The organism is uncultured Aquimarina sp. (assembly GCF_947496855.1).
Classification (GTDB): domain Bacteria; phylum Bacteroidota; class Bacteroidia; order Flavobacteriales; family Flavobacteriaceae; genus Aquimarina.
Genome location: NZ_CANMED010000008.1, coordinates 17,235 through 36,538, shown reverse-complemented (window position 1 = coordinate 36,538; position 19,304 = coordinate 17,235). Strand labels below are relative to the sequence as shown.

The window sequence follows — 19,304 nt, the reverse complement described above, 5'->3', positions numbered from 1 at the left end:
GTATTGTGTAATCTTTGATGGGCTCAGACTGGCAAACCTTAAAATATAAAATTAGTATTCATGAATACAGAAGTAACTACATATTTTCCGGAATTAGAAGATATACAAAAGGCGGCCTCCACTATCAAGGAGGTTTCTATGGTTACTCCCTTAATGAATAGTATTCGTTATTCTAGAATGTATGATGCGAATATATTACTGAAAAGAGAAGACCTACAACGAGTTAGATCTTACAAAATAAGAGGAGCTTTTAATAAAATTAGTTCTTTAACGGAAGAGCAATTAGCTAAAGGCGTTGTGTGTGCCAGTGCAGGAAATCATGCACAAGGTGTAGCTTTTGCTTGCCACCATTTAGGGATACAGGGTACTATTTACATGCCATCTGTAACACCAAAACAAAAGGTAGAACAAACCCAAATGTTTGGTGGTAAATTTGTAGAGATAGTTCTGGAAGGAGATACTTTTGATGATGCGTCCAAAGCGGCAAAAGAATTATGTACTAAAGAAGGAAAAACTTTTGTGCATCCATTTGATGATCCTAAAACTATAGAAGGGCAAGGAACAATAGGGTTGGAAATTTTTGAACAAACGGATGATCCGATTGATTACATTTTTGTAGCAATTGGAGGAGGAGGTCTCGCTTCGGGATTATGCGGAGCGATGAAAGCACTTTCGCCTAAAACTAAAATTATTGGCGTAGAACCGAAAGGAGCGCCTTCTATGTTGACCTCAATTCAGCGAAATAAAAATACAGAGATTTTTAATATCGATAAATTTATTGATGGAGCAGCAGTACAAAGAGTAGGAGATTTAAATTTTGATATTTGTAAATCTCATTTGTCTGATATGATAACAGTGTCAGAAGGGTTAGTATGTCAAACTATTTTAGATTTATATAACAGAGATGCAATTGTAGTAGAACCCGCAGGAGCATTAACGCTAGCAGCGTTAGAATTTTATAAAGATAAAATAAAAGGTAAAAATGTGGTTTGTATCGTTAGTGGAAGCAATAATGATATCACTCGTACTGCGGAAATTAAAGAGCGAGCGTTGCTATTTGCAGATCTAAAACATTATTTTATTGTTCGTTTCCCACAAAGAGCTGGAGCTCTGAAACAGTTTGTTGGAGAAATCTTAGGACCTAATGATGATATTACGCATTTTGAATATTCTAAAAAATCAAGTAGAGAAAATGGTCCTGCTGTTGTAGGTATAGAGCTTAAAGATAAAAATGACCTACAGCCACTTATCTCTAGAATGAAGAAGCATAACTTCTTTGGAGATTACCTAAATGATAAACCTGATCTTTTTCAGTTTTTGGTGTAAAGTGATCTTCTGATTCGCTTAATCCTCGGATATAAACGAATCTTGAGCGCACTTAGTCGAACCCTGAGCGTAGCCAAAGGGTTGACTTTTTAGATAATTATTGCTCTAAAAGTCCATCAGCAATCCAATCTTCTACAATATCTATAGTAGCTTGTGGCATTCTTCCTCCATTATCTGAAGGAGGCATTACATTAAAGCCATTATTAGTTTCAATGAAACTAAATAAATTTCTATCAGTTACAGCATTTCTCACTTCCTGAAAAGTTTCTAATGCCATTGGAGCAGAATTTTGAAGAGGAGTTCCATGACACTCGATGCAATTAGTATCTATTATCGTTTTTACGTGAGCATTATAGGTAGAGGTTTGTTCAGGAATTGGATCTGGATCTACAGTAACTTCAGGTTCTGTAGTATCATCATCACTGCCACCGCAGCTTAATAAAACAATTGTAAATAATGATAATAATAGTTTTGGGGATTTCATAAGTTTATTTTTTTCTTCAATATAGCAAATATTATCAGGAGCGTACAATACTTCTGATTTCACAACTATAACGTAAAGATTTTTGATAAATTATAGTGCTACCTGAACATTGTATTCCTTTAATAGTTCTAGGTGATCTTCAAGTTTAAATTCTGATGCTTTAAAACGATCTCTTCTAGCTTTAACATCTTCTTTGCGATTGATACTTCTTACAAAACGACGTACGGCTGTTTCATTTTCTAAAACTAAACCTGGAACAGGAACACTTTTTCCTTCAGAGTCTTTCGCAACCATGCTAAAATAACTAGAATTACAATGCTTAACTTTACCAGTCATAATATTTTCTGATTCTACACGTACGCCAACTACCATAGAAGTGGTACCTACGTTGTTTATAGAAGCTTTCATAGTTACCAGTTCACCAACTTCTATTGGTTTTAGAAAATCTACTTTATCTACACTGGCGGTGACACAATAGGTTTCAGAATGTTTAGATGCGCAGGCAAATGCAATTTGATCCATTAAAGAAAGAATATAACCCCCATGTATTTTTCCACTAAAATTAGAATGAGAGGGGAGCATTAATTCTGAAATGACAACTCTGGATTGTCTGGCGGTTTTATATTTTTTCATTTAATTGATTTCTTAGATTATACCTTGTTGACTTTGAATTTACTATATATAAAATAGCTGAGTATATTATAAAAATTGATTTTAGACAATAATCCATCAAAAGTTTTGATCTAGTCAAGACCTCGCAGGTTTCTAAAACCTGTGAGGTCTAAAAAGCTACTGCAATATAATAGACTGAAAAATCAATTTTTCATTATTTTTCTGAATTTTTTCTAGGTACTAAAACAGTATATTTTCTTTAACAACACATTCAAAGTACAATTGGTGTTATTTTCTAAAATGCGGTGATTCTTCTTCTTCTGCATCGATAACAAAATACTTGGAATCTCCTAACCAGGAAATCGTTGCAAAACGTTCTTTGTACTTTAGTTTTACATATTTCCCTTGAAATTCTTCTAGCTTTTTGATCACTTCTTTGTTTTTATCTTCTACAGAAAAACTAAATATCTGAGCTCCAGAAATTCCTTGACTGATTTCTCCTTCCCAAGTTTTAAACATTACTCCTTTATTACTGAATTTGATCAATTCTCCACTTCTTACACCTTCGCTGTAAGAAGCAAAATATACGGTGGCATACCAAATACCAAAAAGCAACGTAATGGCTAAAATTATCAAGGCTAATATTTTTTTCATAAGTTCTTAGTTGATGTGTTTAAAAAGCTTCATATACTTTGTTTACAAATTCGTCAATTTGGCTGGGCTCTAACCATCTAGTTACAATGACTAGATTTTGTTTTTGATCAATAATGATAAAATTACCCCCAAAACCTGCAGCATAAAATAAATGTTCAGGTAAACCTTTCCAATGGCGAGTCCCTTTTTTATTTAACCACCACATGAATCCATAGTTCATATTAGCTTTAGAAGGTTTGACAGCTTCTGCTATCCAGTTTTTAGAAATTAATTGTTGATTTTTCCATGCTCCATTATTCATAAATAATAATCCAAAACGTGCATGATCTTCAGTATTTATAAATAATCCTCCACCAGAATGCCCACCACCACTTGCAGATTGCATTTGGATACCATCGATATTCACCCAAGAATTATCATAGCCATACCATCGCCAGGTTGTGGATGCACCAATAGGATCCATAATTTTTTCTTTAAGGATTTGCGGTAAAGGCTTTCTCCAAACATTTAAAAGTGAATATGCCAAAACATTTACCCGAACATCATTATATTCAAAAACGTTTCCAGGTTCGTTTAATTTTCTAAATTTCCAATCATCGATGCCTCCTTCTTTTGGTGGACGATCTGCCCAATCATATCCTCCCCATAATTGTCCTGACCAATCCGAAGATTGGGTGAGTAAATGTCGCCAGCTTATTTTCTTATTATGTTCACCATCATACGTGTGATCCCAAACATAATTATATGCAAAATCATCTACAGAATTGATTAATTTTTCATCAATAGCTAATCCTGCAGCGGTGGATAAATAACTTTTGGTAACACTAAATGTCATATCTACACGATCTACATCGCCCCATTTAGCAATGATATATCCATCTTTTAGAATCAAACCGGCAGGAGTTCCTCTTTTTTTGGTGGGTCCCAATATTTTATGATAAGGTTCTTTTTCGAATCCTTTTAGTATGGCTTGGCGTAAATCTTTAGATCCAGAATATTCATTGTCTTTCGCATACTGGACCGCCTCGTTAAGTTTGGTTGTATTTATCTTAAATTCTGAAGACTTTTTTTCTTCCCAGTTTCCGCGCTCTGGGAAATAGATTTCTTGGGCATTGGTAAAATGAAAAGCAATTCCAGAAAGAAATACTAAGCAATATATTTTTAGAAATTGATTTTGCATTTTATAAATTTTGAGTTATCATTTTAGTTTTAACTATTTTTCTTATAGTAATCAGAAAACCTATAGCAAATAGTAAAGATCCTAAAAATGAACCTATTTGAAATATGTACAAAATGGTAGCGTATTGATTTGCTCCCAAAAACATATAAAATGCTATCGAAGAACTAGATAGTATAGTGAATAGTGTTAATAATAGACTGCCTATAAGTAACAAGATCCGTTCTACACTAGAACCTATTTTTCGATAAAAATATATACAAACGATGGAAACAAAAATTTGAGTAATCGAACTAAAAATTCCTATGATGAGGTATTTTATAATTTCTAAAAAATCAGGATATGCTTGTTCCATAGATAAAGGTTTGTATTAATTTCTTACGATTCATTATCATCTACAGTCCTTTTTGCAATAACTTCTGTAGATGATTTTGTTTTTATAACCTTTCTGATTAAAAGAAATGTTCCCGCGACAAATAATATAGAACCAATAAATGATAAAATACTAAGAGCAGTTGATATATAAGAATAGTAATAACCATCCCAAGATTGGTAGACAGAAAGTTGAATAAACAATACCTGGTTAATAATGGAGGAGAGAAAAATAATAATGTTCCCAACCAGTATCAAAATCCCATCCATTTTACCTCCCATTTTCATTAGGTAGTAACTACTAATTATAATAAATACTAATGTTGGTAATACATAAAATAGTCCTGTCAATGATTGAACTAGAACTTGAGAAATATCTGTTTCCATAAGAGTTACATTATAATGTCATTAGTATTATCTTCCGATGCACGTTTTATAATTGCCTCAGGAAGGGATTTTTTGGCCTTGGCTCCCATCTTTTTAAGTTTTTCTACGCTGGTTATTAGGTTACCTCGTCCATCTACTAGTTTATTCATAGCAGAAGAGTAATCTTTTTTAGCATCATCTATCTTTTTACCAACTCCAGTAAGATCTTTTACTAATCCTTCGAACTTATCATATAGTGCTCCTGCTTGTCTGGCAATTTCTATTGCATTACGTTGTTGTTTTTCATTGTTCCACATCGTATCAATCGTGCGCAGTGTAGCTAACAGTGTAGATGGGGTTACAATTACTATGTTTTTTTCAAAGGCTTGGTTATATAATTTATTGTCTTCATTAATCGCAATAGCAAATGCTGGTTCTATGGGAACAAAAAGCAGCACAAAATCTGGCGATTCGATATCATATAGATCTTGATAATTTTTTTCAGAAAGTTGATCGATATGGCGTTTTAATGAGGTGATATGCTCTTTTAAATAGGTAGCTCTGAGATTTTCATCATCCTCATTAACTAAGCGTTCGTAGGCCGTTAGCGTTACCTTAGAATCAATGATCATTTTTTTACTGTCTGGTAGATGAATTACGACATCCGGTAATACGCGCTGACCATCTGCTGTTGTGAAGCTTTGTTGTACAAAATATTCTCGATCCTTCTCTAAACCAGATTTTTCTAATACACGCTCTAGCACCAGTTCACCCCAATTTCCTTGCATCTTACTATCACCTTTTAAAGCTTTTGTAAGATTGGTAGCCTCTTTACTCATCTGTTCATTAAGATCTTTTAATCCTACTATTTGCTGACGTAAAGCTGCGTGATAATCGATACTTTCTTTATGTGTTTGTTCTACTTTTTTCTCGAAGGTGTTGATCTTTTCCTGTAATGGATTCAGGATGTTTTTGATATTCTCTTTATTCTGTTCTGTGAACTTATTGGATTTTTCATCCAGGATTTTATTGGCCAGGTTTTCGAATTCTTTAGTGAATTTTTCCTGTAGTTTTTCTACTTCGTCTTTTTGTTCTTGGTTTTTGAGTTGCAGGTTTTCAAACTCCGCATTACGACGTGTCAATTCTGTATTAAGGAAATCTTTTTCTCTACGGATTTCTTCTCGTTCGGTTGAAATATCAGAAAGTTGTTTTTCTAAAGATTGCTTATACGTTTCTTGCTGTTGCTTGGTGAACTCCAATTGTTGATCTGCAGCTTTTTTAGCTTCATCAAACTGTAATTGTAATTGATTAGCACGCTCATTAAGTGTACTCTGATCACTTTTGTTTTTTAGTGAAGCCACGTATTTACCGATAAAGAAACCGATGATTATTGCAACAACTGCAACAATAAGCAATATGTATTCTGACATGTAATTTTTTGTTTACTCGATAATCGAGATTTTAATTTCCCGAGGTTTCCCCAAGATAAATAAGTTTACTACAAATCCTCAAGAGCTTGTCTTGAGAATTGTTTTTCAAAGATAAAGATTTAGCTAGTATATGCCGAGAAGAAGTTTATGGAAATAATCAAATTATAATTGTTCCTCCAAATCCTTTAGCGTCTTCAAAATATTTACTAAATGTCTTTCGGAGTGGTTACGCATAATAAATTCAAAATACCAAATAGCATCGACATTGCTGGTGTTTTGGAATCGCCATTGTACTTCCATCAGGTCTTTGATAATATCGGATAAATCGTCATTGGCATCACCAAGTCCATTATCTGGTTTTATCATGTCAAAAGGATCTAAGACCATTTGATAAAACCCTAACTTAGGAAAATTAGATCGTATAGTGTTAGAGATCTTTTCGAAGTTAAATTCTGGCGCCTCAGGATATTCTTTTTCATCCTCTTGTATGTTTCCTTCTATGAGTAGATACTCCTGATATAATGATATTAACGATTTTTTTAGAACAAGTTCTTTCTTTTTAATAGAGAGTTTTGGAGTGATTCCCCATTGTATAATTTGATTGATAATCTTTTGTAGATTTTCCAAAGTAAAAATTTATTATAAAATTAAGCAACAATGAGGATACAGCAATTTGTTTTAACCAAAAATAATAAATGGCTACCCGAAAAACGAATAGCCATTTAAAAAATAATAATAAGTGTTATAATTAAATCTGAACTTTAATATCTATTTTGATAAAATCTCCAGTTCCATCGGTTCCTGAAATTTCCATCACTTTAATTACTCCTTTATTACCATATTGATCTGCAAATTCTAATACATCTCCTTCAGATAAACCTGTTACTCTTTCTGTAGTTGGTGTAGTGATACCATTAAGATCTGATGCACTTGTAATTGCATCAAAGTCAATTGTAGAAGTAGCAATATAAAAATTGTTTAGTTCTGCGGCGTCTAAACCAGAAATTGCTGGTACATCAATAATGTTTGATGGGTAGTTAGCTGTAGAAGCTAAAGATGCATTTTGTGTCGCTCCGTAATAGTATCCAAAATCCCATAATGCAGCAGTCTCTATACCATCGTTGATAACATACACTTCATTGTTAAAAAGAGATATGAATGTTTCAGAAGATCCATCGCCAAGTGGTGCAGCTAACATAGTTTGAGAAAAAGATTTGATACCATTTCCATTATTTACACCTGTTCCATATTGTAGTGTAATAGTACCAACTACATCGTCACCAAGTGCGTTACGCTTATTAACATCTCTAAAATCACCTCTTCCTGTAGTCGCCCATAACTTATATACTACGGTTCCAGCTGTCAATGTTGGTTTAGGTAAGTCTAATTGGAATTCGAAATCATCTTTATCATCTCCAACAAGATCTAATGATCCATCAGGTTTTTCATCTACTTCCTGAGAAGTAAATACAAAAGGTTCTTCTCCAGAAGCAGAGATATTCTGAGTAATATATAACCTTCTCATATTAGCCGTATTGGCAGAAAACTTAACTTTTGCTTTAAAAGTGCTCCCAGAAACGTTAGTAGCATTAACAGTAACATTTCTTCTGTCACCAGTTCCGGCTTCAGTAACGAGTAGATCGGCATCAAACTCCGCGTCTGGATCCGTAATAATTAAATCAGTGTTGTCATCAGCACTACAACCAGTAAAAAGTAATGCTAAAGTGAATACTACTAAAATCGATTTGAGTCTAAAAATTTTGTTCATCATTTATAAATTTTGTTAAGGAACAAAGGTATCTGTTCTAAATATAAAACAGAGATGTTAACTGCTCATAAATTATACGTTTTTTCTATAAAAGGAATATTTATTGGACAAACGGAAAGATATATCAAATAAGGAGGAGTTAATGCCTTACTTTGTAACTACCGGTTTCTGGATCAAATAAAATAAGATCTTCTGGAAACAAAGAAGAAAAAGCTCGACACTGTATCAATTCTTTAGGACGACCAAACTCAAAACCTTCCGTATTCATTACAATCATTTTATCACATAACTGTATCGCAAAGTCAATTTCATGTGTAGAGAATAAAATTGTTTTTTGAGTTTCGAAAGCTAGCCGTTTCAAAAGTTTTAAAATATATGCCTTATGGTAAACATCTAGATGCGTTGTAGGCTCATCTAGCATAATGAAAGGAGTATCCTGAGCAATTGCGCGAGCGATGAGCACTTTTTGTAGCTGCCCATCACTTAATTCGAAACATCGTTTGTCTACCAATTCGGTAATATGTGTAACTTCTATCGCTTTACGAACTTTTTCGATGTCTTCTTCTAACAATTTACCTACCCAATTCGTATAAGGTTGTCTTCCTAGTGCAACTAGTTCCTGTACTGTTAGATTTTTTGAAGCAATTTGCTCCGTAAGAACAATACTTAATTGAGAAGCTAATTCAGAAGTTTTATAAGTTTTAATTTCTTTATCAGATAAAAATATATCTCCACGAAGTGCTGGTTGTACTTTGGACAGCGTGCGAAGCAACGTAGATTTACCAATACCATTAGCACCGACCAATCCTACAAGTTCTCCTTCATATAATTTAAGATTGATATCTGCAGCAACAACCTCTAAATTGTTTTTATGACTGTAACCAATCGAGAGATCTTCAGTTTTTAGGACGATATTTTGATTTTCAGTATCTAATGGTTCTATTTCCATGATTATATTTAGTACTTAGTACAAAGTATTTAGTACAGAGTGTTTTTTGAATATTCTTACTTTTTATTTCCTCATTATTATTTATATGTAATTTCCTGTTTCTCTTTGTTAGATTTAGTTTTTTACTTAATTCTAATCACTCAATACTTTGTACGATATCCTCAGTATTAGTTTTTAAAATAACATCTTTCTTTTTCGTACCAATAGCCAGATTACAACTGGAGCACCAATTAAGGATGTAATAGCATTAATGGGTAGGGTGTATTCTGTACCAGGTAATTGGGAAATGGTATCACAAACTAACATGATAATACTTCCAAATAATATAACTGCCGGAATTAATGTTTTATGATCTGATGTATGAAATAATTGTCTTGTTAGGTGCGGTACCGCTAATCCTATAAAAGCTATTGGCCCTGCAAAAGCGGTAATACTTCCTGCTAACAATCCGGTGGCAATTATAATCAGAAAACGACTTTTTTTGATATTTAATCCTAGACTACGCGCATAGTTTTCTCCTAATAATAATGTATTTAAAGGTTTTATAGCAAATGTAGCGAGTATCATTCCGATTATTCCGATAACAGAAAATATTAATAAATCGATCCATGATAAATTTCCTAAACTACCGAATCCCCAAAAAATATAGCGTTGCAATTGTTCTGCCGGAGCAAAGTAGGAGAGTACACTGACTATGGCAGCAGTGATACTACCGAACATTAAACCGATAATCAGAATTGCCATGGTATCTCGCACTCGAGAAGAAACCAGCATGACCATAAAAAGGACTAAAACACTACCTGTACTGGCAGCAATAACAAGACCCCAATTGGATACTAAAAACAATGCTGTAGAACCACCAATCAAAGCGCTTCCTAGAATCAATAAAGCTACACCAAGGCTTGCACCAGAACTAATTCCTAAAACAAAAGGTCCTGCTAATGGGTTTCTGAATAAAGTTTGCATTAATAATCCCGATACCCCTAAACCACTTCCTACTATAATTGCTGTGATTGCTTTAGGTAATCGATAATCGATAATAATATGTCTCCAGGATTCTTTTTCTACAGTGGCACCTACTAAACTTTTTAAGGTGTCAAACCAGGGAATAAGTACAGAACCTAAACTAATGTTCGTAACAAAGCATAGTAGCAATACTATGATAATGATAATAAATACAGTTTTATATGATTTGTTTGGGGTCAATTAGTTCAGTTTTTCGAAAAAATAAGGTTCGTAATCTGTTAATAATTCGGGGTGCGTTATTTGGATAATATCTTTAAGGATCAAATCCGGACGCATAGGCCCTAATTCATAGTATACCAATCCGCCTTTTGCACCAGTTTTTAATGTTGAAGAATATACGGTTTTATTTTTAAATGCTTCAAAAAAGGTATATCGATTGTTCTTTCCTTTTAGCTCTTCCAATGACTTAGAAGATCCTGAGCCGATCCAAAACTCGGCGTTTTGAGCTTTTTCTAATACACTCTCAAAGTTTAATGCGATACTTCCTGTTTTTTTGGTTTCAGCCCATAAGTAGTTAGTGTTAGCATCTTTTAAAAATTTAGCTACATAACTATTGCCTCCTGGTACATGCCAAACATCTTTAAACATATTACCTGATACAACTGTAGGAGTTGTAGCAGCATTGTTGGCTAAGGAGGCAGCATCATTATAATCTTTCTCAATTTTCTTGAATATACTATCGGCTTCTTTTTCTTTATTGTAAAAAGCAGCAACAAATTTTATCCATTCAGCACGCCCTAATGGATGTTGTTCCATCCACGAACCATTCATAACGACTGGAATTCCTGTTTTTTCCAGAAGATCATATGTTTTTATATCTCCAGTAGCAGAATATCCAATGATAAGCTCAGGGGCTAATTCTAAAGTAAGTTCTGTATTTAAATGACCATTGTTTCCTAATTCTACAATGGTTCCATTATCAATTAAAGTTCGAGTTTTTTCTGAAGAAATATAATCACTATGTGGAAAACCAATTAGCTTATTTTCTAATTTTAAATACTCAAGCATAGGGATATCAGTAGTAGAAGTAACTACGGTTTTATCTACAGGGGTTTCTATATAAGAAGCTTTACTATTGATAGTTGGTTTTCCTGATCCTTTAGGATATAAGATATAAGTAAATGTACTTTTAGCATCAGGCCACGGTGATGTAATGCTTATTTCTTTATACGTTTCATGATTTTGAATAGTAAAACCAGTAGCATAGTCAATTTTTTGATCTATAAGTTTTTCAACAGTGACGGGAATAATTACCTTCTTCTCTTGTTTACAGGATAGAAAAGAAGCAAGTAGTACTAATAGAATTAGATAATTCTTCATGTGATTTTAGAATATTTGTCAAACTTCGATATTTTTTTGAAAACCTACTATGATTTACCGTTAATTTGTGTTTTTAAATAATATTATATGTCATTTTTATGTTCTTGGAGTGGAGGGAAAGATAGTTGTTATGCCATGCATATAGCTGTAGAAAATGGATATGTACCATCCGTTTTATTAAATGTATTAAATGAATACGGAGATCGGTCTCGTTCGCACGGAATTCCGAAAGCTATACTGAAAGCTCAGGCAAAAGCTCTTGGGGTGTCGATTCATTTTTTTGAAAGCACCTGGAATGATTATGAACAATTATATATTAAGAATTTAAAATCACTAACTGCTACATTTAATTTGAAATCTGCCGTATTTGGGGATATCGATATTCAGTCACATAGAGATTGGGAGGAAAAAGTATCAATGGCAGCTGGTATAAAAGCGATGTTACCCATCTGGCAACAACCTAGAAAACAATTGGTATTAGACATGATTGATTATGGAATTGAAGCCATTATTGTATCATGTAATAAAACGTTAGGACCAGATTTTTTAGGAAGAATAATTGACCAGAAACTTATTAAAGATTTAGAAGCTCTAGACGTAGATGCTTGTGGAGAAAATGGGGAATATCATACATTGGTAATAAACGCTCCGCTTTTTGCCCAAAGATTAAATATCCAAGTAATTGGTAAGGAAATATCTTCTAATTACAACTTTGCAAGACTAGAGATTGATTAGATTTTAATGACATCTCCATAATTTATTTTGATACTAAAAGAGTCTTTAAGAGCTATCTGCTGAATATACGAGAGTAATGCTCGCATCGGCCCTGCGTGGGCTACAATGATGATACTGTCTTCGTCCTCGTGTTCTAAAGAATTATAAAACTCCAACATTCTTTCCTGAAGCATAATATAGGATTCGCCATTAGGAACCTGCACATTTACAAAATCTTCCATCCAGGGATTCAGTGCCGACGGAGAAATATCATTCCAAACTTTTAGTTCCCAATCACCAAAATCAAGCTCTTTAAGTCTGTTGTCAAAAGTAGTTGGAATATCAAATGTTTCTGCTAATATTTTACAACGCTGTAAAGGGCTACAGTATATTTTTGAAATTTCTTTTATTGGAATTTGGTTATGAATTTCTATAACTTCAGATTCAAAACTATCTGTTATACCCAGATCACTTTGCCCGTAACAAATTCCTTTTTCGATATTCGGAGTGGTATGTCTTACCAGATATATTTCCATAAAGCTATGATACTAAGATAAAATATTACTTCGCTAAGCTGTTGTACTGCTCCCGCGCAATCACCTGTTTGGCCACCTATCCATTTTTTAAATTTTGAAGCTAAAAACATTTTAGATAGATACATTGGTATGAGTGTCAAAAATAGTAAAGGGTTTAAGAATAAAAACAAAGGAACAACTCCAAAGAAACCACTAATCAAAAGCATAGAAATACTCATGCTTTTTGCAGCTGGTTTTGCTTTGCTATCTTCTGTATCACGCACATATGGATGCGTGAATATTAGTGTTGTCGCTATAAATCGACTGAGACTGTGTCCTGCAATTATCACAAAAGGAATATAAAAGACTTCTACTTCTCGTAATGCCAAAAATTTGATAGCAAGTATTAACAGAATTCCGACAGTACCATAGGTTCCTAGTCTAGAATCTTTCATGATTAAAAGAATCTTCTCTTTGGTCCATCCACCACCAAAACCATCACAGACATCAGCAAACCCATCTTCATGAAAAGCTCCGGTTGTATAAATTGTTGCAAACATAGAAAGTAGTAATGAAATTTCTATAGAAAAAATATACGAACTTCCGTAAAAAACACTCGCTCCAATACTTCCCACTAGAATACCAACTAACGGAAAATATTTTGAGCTCTTGCGTAAATATTGAGGATCATGATCTACCCATTTCGGACAAGGTATTCTCGTAAAAAACATAAGAGCAGTAAAAAATATATGAATCTCTTTTTTCATCAGTACAAACTCTTTTAAATTTAATTAATTATGATGTCTAAACCCGAATCTTCAATAGTATATTTCCAAAAAGGGATAAAAGTTGAAATAAATAAAATAATTGCTACAAACATTCCTATTAGTCCTATTTTGTTTTTGTTTAGAAAAGCTATGATTCCTAGATAAAAACTCAACAATGAAATACAGATAACAACTATTTTGAATAATCTTTTAAAAGAAATTAAATCGTCAATAAAGAGAAAACGAATTTGCTTTCCAGTAATTAGACTATGATATATTTCATGCATTAAAGCATTGTATTTATACACAAAGAAAAAACCTATTACGGAAACTAATATAGATAAAAAACCTTTTTTCATTGTAGTGGAATGGTTAGCTATTCATTGGTAGTTACTTCGGCTTCTTCAAAACTTGCCATATTGTTGAGAAACGCAACCGCAGATTCTAAAATAGGATAAGCAACTGCCGCTCCAGTACCTTCGCCTAATCTCATGCCTAAAGATAATAGAGGCTTTTTTTCTAAAAAATCTAACATTTTTTGATGACCTTGTTCTTCAGATGTATGAGCAAAAATGCAATAGTTAAGTACATTTTCATTGATTGCACATGCCGATAAAAGTGCGGCTGTAACTATAAAACCATCAATTATAATAGTCATTTTTAGTGCTGCTGCTTTTAGTATTGCCCCTGTAATCATTGCAATTTCAAACCCACTAAAACTAGCTAAAGCTTCTATTGGAGTATTTGGAGAGTGTTTCTTAAAAACAGTCTCTAAAATAGTTCGTTTTATTTTTATAGCTTCTCCTTGCGCTCCTGTTCCTGCACCTACACATTCTGTAATTGGTATTTTTGTAAAATGTGCCATTAGCAATGCAGCGGCAGATGAATTTCCAATTCCCATTTCTCCAAACCCTATTACGTTACATCCATTTTGAAATGTTTCTGAAACAACAGTAGCTCCTTTTTCAATAGCTGTGTTGCATTGATCAATGGACATAGCAGGTTCTGTCTGATAGTTTTTTGTGCCATAAGCCACTTTAGCGTCAATGAGTCCTGTTATATTATTAAAGTCGTGATTAACACCAGCGTCTACGATTTTTAGATTAATATTATTCTGAATGCATAATGAGTTAATAGCAGCTCCACCTTTAAGGAAATTGTAGACCATTTGTTGCGTCACTATCTGAGGATAAGGGTTTACTTCGCCTTTTTGTGCAATACCGTGATCTCCTGCAAAAACAAGTATGGTAGGTTTTTGTAGTTTGGGATGTATCGTGTTTTGGATTAATCCTATTTGTAATGCGATTTTTTCTAATGTACCTAAGGAACCAAGAGGTTTGGTCTTTAGGTTTATTTTATGCTGAATTTTATTCTCTAATGATTTGTCTAATGGAGTAATATCAAAACTCATTTATTTTATTTTTACTGGTATTCCAGATACCATTAGTATTGCTTGATCGGCTTGCTTTGCAATATGCTGATTCATCCAGCCCTGTAATTCGGTAAATTTCCTGCCTATTTCCGTAGTAGCGTGAACTCCCATGCCTATTTCGTTAGATATGATAATGATAGTTGCATTAATTTTCAGAAGTCGATCAAATTCTAGTTTAGCTTGAGATAAAGAAAGTTCAGTATCATTTTTAGTGTCAACAAAAAAATTGGTAAGCCATAATGTGACACAATCGATAACAACAACTGTATCATTTTTAATGACTTTAGATAGTTCTTTTTCTTCTTCGATAGAGGTCCATCGACTATCGCGATCTGCAATATGTCTGTCAATACGTTTTCGATGATCACCATCCCAAACTCTCGATGTAGCTATGTACGTAGGACTGTCTGATAGTTCTAAAGCAAGGTTTTGAGCATGGCTGCTTTTGCCTGAACGCTCTCCACCAGTAATATAATACAACATTTGTAACAAGGTTTTAAAGATCGCTAAGATACTAGTAAAACTAATTTATTTGGTAAAGCGAATGCACTTTCGAAGAAATATGATACATTCGCGCAGAATTTTGGTTCCAGCACGCTTTTCATAGCGTGAAGGATTAAAAGGGAATCAGGTGCATTAATTCTGAATTTGGAATTAATGAATCCTGAGCTGTTCCCGCAACTGTAAGCTATGTCCGATTAAGACGGATGCCTGTTATTAATTCTTTATAACCACTGCCTATTATGGTGGGAAGGTAAATAACAAGACGCAAGCCAGGAGACCTGCCTAGATTTGTTATGTTAAACTTTCGGGATAGAAGTTTAGGTATGGGTAAACTGCATACTTTTTTCCGGTAATTGTAAAATTAAGTCATTTAGGAAATGAACAAAAAAGTGTTTTTTGGGGCTACACTATTCATGTTAGGGGCTCAGGTTGTTTCAGCGCAAGATTCGACAAAAGATGAAAAAGTAAACGAATTAGAGGAGGTGGTACTTTCTGATTCTAAATTCAAATTGAAAAGAGAACAAAGTGGTAAGGTAATTACCAAAATTAGTTCTGAAGAGCTAGAACGTAGTCAAGGGCAATCAGTAGCTACCGTATTAAACAGAGTAGCAGGAGTGTTTATTAATGGTAGTAATAATGCAGCCGGAGAACCATTAGGAGTATATGTTCGTGGAGGACGTAATCGTCAGGTGGTTATTAGAATTGATGGAGTCACTGTAAGTGATCCTTCTACATCAGCTGGAGATTATGATCTTCGATTATTGTCTACTAACCAAATTGAATCTATAGAAATATTAAAGGGAGCTTCTAGTACCTTATATGGTTCTGGAGCAGCGGCAGCAGTAATAAATATAACTACAAAGTCTGAAAGCAAAGATGAAATATCAGCGCAATTTTCTTCTAGTATTGGAACTAATCAGTCGCAGGACGATCAAGACTACGATATAAATGAGTTTGTAAACTTAGCTTCGATTAATGGTACAATTGGCAAGGTGAGTTATTTAGGAAGTCTTTCGCATCAATCTACAGATGGACTTTCTGCTGCAGAAGCCGAAGGAGCGGAAAGTGATGCTTATAATAAATTTAATGTTTCTGCTAAATTAGGATATCAATGGAATAAGAATTTTAAGTTTCACTTTTTTGGAAACTTAGATCAATATAAAACTGATTTTGATGGTGGTGCAGGATTTGATGCAGATAATCAGTTTGATAGCCGCCAATTAAGAGGTGGATCATTTTGGGAGGCAAAATATCCTAATGGAAGTTTCACATTTGTGGATAGTTATGCACTATTAGAGAGAGAATTTGATTCTAATTTTCCATCTAGATATGAGAGTAAAGTATATACTTTTGATGCATATAATAAGTACAGTTTTAATAAGACATTGTATACTGTAATTGGAGCTAATGGTTCTTATAGTGATTTTAATCTTTTCAGTGTTCCATTTGGTAGTGATGATTTAGAGCAAACAATTAACGATAATGAAGCAGACTTTGACATCATTGATCCTTATGTAAATCTAGTATATGTATCTAAATTTGGGTTAAACGTTAATGCTGGAGCAAGACTAAATATTCATAGTGCTTATGGGAATCATATGGTTTATAATGTTAATCCATCCTTTACCTATACTTTTGGAGGTAATTATATCAAAGCCTTGGCGTCATATAGTACAGCTTACATCACACCTTCATTATTTCAATTATTTGATACGGCATTTTTTAGTGGAAATCCGGATTTAGAGCCAGAAGAAAGCAGGACGATTGAAGGAGGATTAGAATTCTCTCATGAAAAAAGAGCTATTTTAAGTATTGTATATTTTAACCGTAATTCTGAAAATTTCATCACTTTTGATCCTAACACTTTTGTAAACTTTAATTCGCCTAATGATATTAAAGTTGATGGTGTTGAGTTTGAGTTTGATGCGAAAATGTTAGGTGATAAATTTACGTTACGTGGTAATTATACATATACAAATATATCTAGGCTGGAAAATGATATTAGAATTCCAGAACATACTATTCAAGCAAATATTGGGTACCAATTATCAGGTAAAACATTTACATCTCTAAGTTATCAATATAATGGGGAGCGTACTGATACCAATTTTGACCCGGTAACTTTTGAGCCTACTCCTGTTCCTTTGGATAGCTATGGAATTTTGGATTTTTACATTAGTCATCAACTTTTGGATAATATGACTGTTTTTGCAGCAATGAATAATATTACCAATGAAGAGTATCAAGAAATATTTGGATTTAGTACCAGAGGTAGGAATGCCAGAATTGGATTTAATCTAAAATTCTAAGAGCTTAGTTTAAAGAACAACAAAAAAGCCCCAAACTCTTTAGTTTAGGGCTTTTTTGTTGTTCTTTATTATGTGAATTATTTATTTCTTATCCAGAGTTTTATACATTCTCTGGTAATTAGGAGTATACATTTTACTTTCGCCTATAGTTTCTAATTCGATAGAATTATATTTTGACAGTGATCTATTTCCTAAAATATCATCAATAGCTGCTTTTAGTAATGGTTCGTTAGGATCACCCAATATTCCTAGGTTTGAGAAATCTTCAGCAACTTCAATTTCAGGTATAAAACCACCAAAATAATCTGTAAATCCTGCAGAATTTAAGGATCTAAGCACTAGTGGTTGCATTGCGTATGTATGTCCTGTATTAGCTTCATTTCGTCCAAAATTATCTGAATCATATAAAGTGATAGAAGCCTGAAATTTTCCTCTACTTGTAGAACCAACCTGAATTACATTAATATAAGGGTCTAGTCCATTAATTACTAGTTCACTTGCAGATGCAGAACTTCTGGTTGTTAATACATAAACTCTACTAAGGTTTAAACTATTAATTCCAGCACCGGTTCTAATTTGATTATCAAAAAGATTGGTGTCACCAAATTGTTCTTGTCGATCTTCATTCCACTCTTCTGTTGTAAATACTTGCCCATTAAACTGTCCGGTAATCATGCTGGATAAGTCAATTGCAGTTGTTACCGAACCTCCACCATTGTAACGTAAATCTAATATAAGATCTGTAACATTGTCAGATGCAAACTGACCAAACGCGGTATTTAACTGAGCATCAAAATCTGCTGTAAATCCATTATACATTAAGTATCCTACAGGATTTCCTCCAACATCTAATGTTTTGGTAAGAAAAACAGGGTTTTCGGTGTATTGTACTTTGGTAAGAGAGATCGATGTAGTTGTTGGAGTTACATCGTTTCCATCAAAAGTAGCAAGACCAATTGTATAGGTATCAGGAGCAAGTAATTGACTAAAATTTTGATCCGTAATCTGAGTGCCATCTATGGTATTAAAAATAATACCTCTCTCAATTCCTTTTGTCTCTGCATCTGTTCCAGGAAGTACGTATCTTACATATCCAAATACATTAGAATTATTATTAGGGTATCTAACCAAGCCGAACTCCATGCCATTATTTCTAGTGATTCCATCAAAAGCTTGTTCTAATGCAATATAATCATCTACCAAAAAACTGAATTCATCAACTTTTATTTGTTCTGAACCTACAGTTACCGTTCCTTGAGTTCTTACCCCTTCAAAAATAGTTTCGGGTGATGAGAAACTATTAAGAAAATTACTGTACTCTTGATTAGAAGAAAAACGATCGTTTGCTAAATCATCTACATCCGCTTTGTATACATAAAAAGCATTCATACCTTTCCAGATAAAATCATTAATTTCCTGTACTCCTGATATTCTTAGTACATCATCATTATCTTCAAAACAACTAGTGAACATAGTTACAGAGAAAAGGAGTAAGGCAAAATACTTCAAGAATTTCATAGACTTTTTTGTTTTATAGAACCCTAAAAATAGGGACTTTATTATAATTTTAAAAAAATGA

Annotated in this window: 21 protein-coding genes and 1 riboswitch; of the genes, 3 read left to right on the top strand and 18 right to left on the bottom strand. The window is 33.5% G+C overall.

Annotated elements, in window-relative coordinates; genetic code table 11:
- The first annotated feature begins 60 nt into the window (after positions 1-60).
- Positions 61-1,326 (top strand): threonine ammonia-lyase, encoded by a 1,266-nt coding sequence (gene ilvA / locus Q0921_RS21735; protein ID WP_299260692.1) that lies wholly within the window; start codon positions 61-63, stop codon positions 1,324-1,326.
- A 97-nt stretch (positions 1,327-1,423) separates the two neighbouring features.
- Here ilvA and Q0921_RS21730 read toward each other — a convergent pair whose 3' ends face one another.
- The 12 genes from Q0921_RS21730 to Q0921_RS21675 form a co-directional block, all read right to left on the bottom strand.
- Positions 1,424-1,810, bottom strand: a complete 387-nt coding sequence (locus Q0921_RS21730) for a cytochrome c (protein ID WP_299260690.1) — start codon at positions 1,808-1,810, stop codon at positions 1,424-1,426.
- 90 nt (positions 1,811-1,900) lie between these two features.
- Positions 1,901-2,443, bottom strand: coding sequence for an acyl-CoA thioesterase (locus Q0921_RS21725; protein ID WP_299260688.1), 543 nt, complete (start codon positions 2,441-2,443; stop codon positions 1,901-1,903).
- 267 nt (positions 2,444-2,710) lie between these two features.
- Positions 2,711-3,076, bottom strand: a complete 366-nt coding sequence (locus Q0921_RS21720; protein WP_299260686.1) for a 6-phosphogluconate dehydrogenase — start codon at positions 3,074-3,076, stop codon at positions 2,711-2,713.
- Between the two features lie 19 nt (positions 3,077-3,095).
- Complete coding sequence (locus tag Q0921_RS21715) at positions 3,096-4,256, bottom strand: serine hydrolase (RefSeq protein ID WP_299260684.1); 1,161 nt, start codon at positions 4,254-4,256, stop codon at positions 3,096-3,098.
- Between the two features lies 1 nt (position 4,257).
- Entirely contained in the window at positions 4,258-4,608 is a 351-nt protein-coding gene (locus Q0921_RS21710; protein ID WP_299260682.1) for a hypothetical protein, read from the bottom strand.
- 23 nt (positions 4,609-4,631) lie between these two features.
- Positions 4,632-5,012 (bottom strand): hypothetical protein, encoded by a 381-nt coding sequence (locus Q0921_RS21705; protein ID WP_299260680.1) that lies wholly within the window; start codon positions 5,010-5,012, stop codon positions 4,632-4,634.
- A gap of 5 nt (positions 5,013-5,017) precedes the next feature.
- Positions 5,018-6,421: a DNA recombination protein RmuC gene (gene rmuC / locus Q0921_RS21700; RefSeq protein WP_299260679.1), complete on the bottom strand. Its 1,404-nt coding sequence runs from the start codon at positions 6,419-6,421 to the stop codon at positions 5,018-5,020.
- Positions 6,422-6,583: 162 nt separating this feature from the next.
- Positions 6,584-7,048 carry a DUF5063 domain-containing protein gene (locus Q0921_RS21695; protein WP_299260677.1) on the bottom strand — a complete coding sequence of 155 codons (465 nt, stop codon included), beginning with the start codon at positions 7,046-7,048 and terminating at the stop codon, positions 6,584-6,586.
- Between the two features lie 121 nt (positions 7,049-7,169).
- A complete protein-coding gene (locus tag Q0921_RS21690) occupies positions 7,170-8,189 on the bottom strand; it encodes a hypothetical protein (RefSeq protein WP_299260675.1) in 1,020 nt (339 codons plus the stop codon).
- Positions 8,190-8,328: 139 nt separating this feature from the next.
- Positions 8,329-9,138, bottom strand: a complete 810-nt coding sequence (locus Q0921_RS21685) for an ABC transporter ATP-binding protein (RefSeq protein ID WP_299260673.1) — start codon at positions 9,136-9,138, stop codon at positions 8,329-8,331.
- Between the two features lie 174 nt (positions 9,139-9,312).
- Complete coding sequence (locus Q0921_RS21680) at positions 9,313-10,344, bottom strand: iron ABC transporter permease (RefSeq protein WP_299260671.1); 1,032 nt, start codon at positions 10,342-10,344, stop codon at positions 9,313-9,315.
- The gene (locus Q0921_RS21675; RefSeq protein ID WP_299260669.1) at positions 10,345-11,484 is read right to left on the bottom strand and encodes an ABC transporter substrate-binding protein; all 1,140 of its coding nucleotides are present in this window, start codon (positions 11,482-11,484) and stop codon (positions 10,345-10,347) included. It abuts the gene before it with no gap.
- Positions 11,485-11,571: 87 nt separating this feature from the next.
- On the opposite strand from Q0921_RS21675, the gene Q0921_RS21670 reads away from it, so the two are divergent.
- Positions 11,572-12,219, top strand: a complete 648-nt coding sequence (locus Q0921_RS21670) for a diphthine--ammonia ligase (protein ID WP_299260667.1) — start codon at positions 11,572-11,574, stop codon at positions 12,217-12,219.
- Here the strand turns inward: Q0921_RS21670 and cobC are convergent.
- The 5 genes from cobC to Q0921_RS21645 are packed head-to-tail and all read right to left on the bottom strand — an operon-like array spanning position 12,216 to position 15,395.
- Positions 12,216-12,734: an alpha-ribazole phosphatase gene (cobC, locus tag Q0921_RS21665; protein ID WP_299260665.1), complete on the bottom strand. Its 519-nt coding sequence runs from the start codon at positions 12,732-12,734 to the stop codon at positions 12,216-12,218. The genes Q0921_RS21670 and cobC overlap by 4 nt on opposite strands.
- The gene (locus Q0921_RS21660) at positions 12,716-13,480 is read right to left on the bottom strand and encodes an adenosylcobinamide-GDP ribazoletransferase (RefSeq protein ID WP_299260663.1); all 765 of its coding nucleotides are present in this window, start codon (positions 13,478-13,480) and stop codon (positions 12,716-12,718) included. Before Q0921_RS21660 ends, cobC begins: the two co-directional genes overlap by 19 nt.
- A 20-nt stretch (positions 13,481-13,500) precedes the next feature.
- A complete protein-coding gene (locus tag Q0921_RS21655) occupies positions 13,501-13,839 on the bottom strand; it encodes a hypothetical protein (protein ID WP_299260661.1) in 339 nt (112 codons plus the stop codon).
- Between the two features lie 17 nt (positions 13,840-13,856).
- Positions 13,857-14,891 carry a nicotinate-nucleotide--dimethylbenzimidazole phosphoribosyltransferase gene (cobT, locus tag Q0921_RS21650; RefSeq protein ID WP_299260659.1) on the bottom strand — a complete coding sequence of 345 codons (1,035 nt, stop codon included), beginning with the start codon at positions 14,889-14,891 and terminating at the stop codon, positions 13,857-13,859.
- A complete protein-coding gene (locus tag Q0921_RS21645; protein WP_299260657.1) occupies positions 14,892-15,395 on the bottom strand; it encodes a bifunctional adenosylcobinamide kinase/adenosylcobinamide-phosphate guanylyltransferase in 504 nt (167 codons plus the stop codon). It abuts the gene before it with no gap.
- A gap of 84 nt (positions 15,396-15,479) precedes the next feature.
- A riboswitch (cobalamin riboswitch) is annotated at positions 15,480-15,717 on the top strand.
- A gap of 76 nt (positions 15,718-15,793) precedes the next feature.
- Here Q0921_RS21645 and Q0921_RS21640 point away from each other — a divergent pair.
- Positions 15,794-17,725 (top strand): TonB-dependent siderophore receptor, encoded by a 1,932-nt coding sequence (locus Q0921_RS21640; protein WP_299260655.1) that lies wholly within the window; start codon positions 15,794-15,796, stop codon positions 17,723-17,725.
- Between the two features lie 81 nt (positions 17,726-17,806).
- Here Q0921_RS21640 and Q0921_RS21635 read toward each other — a convergent pair whose 3' ends face one another.
- On the bottom strand, positions 17,807-19,243 hold the full coding sequence (locus Q0921_RS21635; RefSeq protein ID WP_299260653.1) for a S41 family peptidase: 1,437 nt from the start codon (positions 19,241-19,243) through the stop codon (positions 17,807-17,809).
- Positions 19,244-19,304 lie beyond the last annotated feature (61 nt).